At 52.2% G+C, this 2,500-nt stretch carries 2 tRNA genes and 2 rRNA genes (2 of these 4 cut by a window edge); all 4 read left to right on the plus strand.

Annotated features, from left to right (window positions below):
- Positions 1–2,176 (plus strand): 23S ribosomal RNA (locus MKX72_RS00165); it begins 760 nt to the left of the window's first position.
- 111 nt (positions 2,177–2,287) lie between these two features.
- Positions 2,288–2,403 (plus strand): 5S ribosomal RNA (gene rrf, locus MKX72_RS00170).
- 9 nt (positions 2,404–2,412) lie between these two features.
- A tRNA-Val gene (locus MKX72_RS00175) sits at positions 2,413–2,488 on the plus strand.
- A gap of 3 nt (positions 2,489–2,491) precedes the next feature.
- Positions 2,492–2,500, plus strand: a tRNA-Thr gene (locus MKX72_RS00180); it runs 67 nt beyond the window's last position.

The raw sequence follows: 2,500 nt of genomic DNA on the forward strand, positions 1-2,500 counted from the left end.
ACACTGAATGGAGGCCCGAACCCACGCACGTTGAAAAGTGCGGGGATGAGGTGTGGGTAGCGGAGAAATTCCAATCGAACCTGGAGATAGCTGGTTCTCTCCGAAATAGCTTTAGGGCTAGCCTCATGTTGTGAGAGTCTTGGAGGTAGAGCACTGATTGGACTAGGGGCCCCCAACGGGTTACCGAATTCAGTCAAACTCCGAATGCCAAAGACTTATCCATGGGAGTCAGACTGCGAGTGATAAGATCCGTAGTCAAAAGGGAAACAGCCCAGACCACCAGCTAAGGTCCCCAAGTATACGTTAAGTGGAAAAGGATGTGGAGTTGCTTAGACAACCAGGATGTTGGCTTAGAAGCAGCCACCATTTAAAGAGTGCGTAATAGCTCACTGGTCGAGTGACTCTGCGCCGAAAATGTACCGGGGCTAAACGTATCACCGAAGCTGTGGATTGACATCTTTGATGTCAGTGGTAGGAGAGCGTTCTAAGTGCAGCGAAGTCAGACCGTAAGGACTGGTGGAGCGCTTAGAAGTGAGAATGCCGGTATGAGTAGCGAAAGACAAGTGAGAATCTTGTCCACCGAATGCCTAAGGTTTCCTGAGGAAGGCTCGTCCGCTCAGGGTTAGTCGGGACCTAAGCCGAGGCTGAAAAGCGTAGGCGATGGCCAACAGGTTGATATTCCTGTACCACCTCCCCGCCGTTTGAGTAATGGGGGGACGCAGTAGGATAGGGTAAGCGCGCTGCTGGATATGCGCGTTCAAGCAGTTAGGCTGATGAGTAGGCAAATCCGCTCATCATAAAGGCTGAGCTGTGATGACGAGGGAATTATAGTACCGAAGTTCCTGATTCCACACTGCCAAGAAAAGCCTCTAGCGAGGCGGGAGGTGCCCGTACCGCAAACCGACACAGGTAGGCGAGGAGAGAATCCTAAGGTGATCGAGAGAACTCTCGTTAAGGAACTCGGCAAAATGACCCCGTAACTTCGGGAGAAGGGGTGCTCTGGTAGGGTGTATAGCCCGAGAGAGCCGCAGTGAATAGGCCCAGGCGACTGTTTAGCAAAAACACAGGTCTCTGCGAAGCCGCAAGGCGAAGTATAGGGGCTGACGCCTGCCCGGTGCTGGAAGGTTAAGAGGAGGGGTTATCCTTTGGGAGAAGCTCTGAATCGAAGCCCCAGTAAACGGCGGCCGTAACTATAACGGTCCTAAGGTAGCGAAATTCCTTGTCGGGTAAGTTCCGACCCGCACGAAAGGCGTAACGATCTGGGCACTGTCTCAACGAGAGACTCGGTGAAATTATAGTACCTGTGAAGATGCAGGTTACCCGCGACAGGACGGAAAGACCCCGTGGAGCTTTACTGTAGCCTGATATTGAATTTTGGTACAGCTTGTACAGGATAGGTAGGAGCCTGAGAAGCCGGAGCGCTAGCTTCGGTGGAGGCGTCGGTGGGATACTACCCTGGCTGTATTGAAATTCTAACCCGCGGCCCTGATCGGGCCGGGAGACAGTGTCAGGTGGGCAGTTTGACTGGGGCGGTCGCCTCCTAAAATGTAACGGAGGCGCCCAAAGGTTCCCTCAGAATGGTTGGAAATCATTCGTAGAGTGTAAAGGCACAAGGGAGCTTGACTGCGAGACCTACAAGTCGAGCAGGGACGAAAGTCGGGCTTAGTGATCCGGTGGTTCCGCATGGAAGGGCCATCGCTCAACGGATAAAAGCTACCCCGGGGATAACAGGCTTATCTCCCCCAAGAGTCCACATCGACGGGGAGGTTTGGCACCTCGATGTCGGCTCATCGCATCCTGGGGCTGTAGTCGGTCCCAAGGGTTGGGCTGTTCGCCCATTAAAGCGGTACGCGAGCTGGGTTCAGAACGTCGTGAGACAGTTCGGTCCCTATCCGTCGTGGGCGTAGGAAATTTGAGAGGAGCTGTCCTTAGTACGAGAGGACCGGGATGGACACACCGCTGGTGTACCAGTTGTCTTGCCAAAGGCATCGCTGGGTAGCTATGTGTGGACGGGATAAGTGCTGAAAGCATCTAAGCATGAAGCCCCCCTCAAGATGAGATTTCCCATAGCGCAAGCTAGTAAGATCCCTGAAAGATGATCAGGTTGATAGGTCAGAGGTGGAAGCGTGGCGACATGTGTAGCTGACTGATACTAATCGATCGAGGACTTAACCAAACTTTTAAAAGCATAAGCTTTACTCAGCAACCTGTTATCTAGTTTTGAAAGAACAAAACTTTTTCAAAAAAAGTCTTGCTTTCTTTTTTAAATCATGTATAATATAATATGTCTGGTGGCGATAGCGAAGAGGTCACACCCGTTCCCATACCGAACACGGAAGTTAAGCTCTTTAGCGCCAATGGTAGTTGGGACTTTGTCCCTGTGAGAGTAGGACGTTGCCAGGCTTTTATATCGGAGGATTAGCTCAGCTGGGAGAGCACCTGCCTTACAAGCAGGGGGTCGGCGGTTCGATCCCGTCATCCTCCACCATTTGCCGGTGTA

It is taken from the genome of Priestia sp. FSL R5-0597, assembly GCF_038006305.1.
Lineage (GTDB): Bacteria > Bacillota > Bacilli > Bacillales > Bacillaceae_H > Priestia > Priestia zanthoxyli.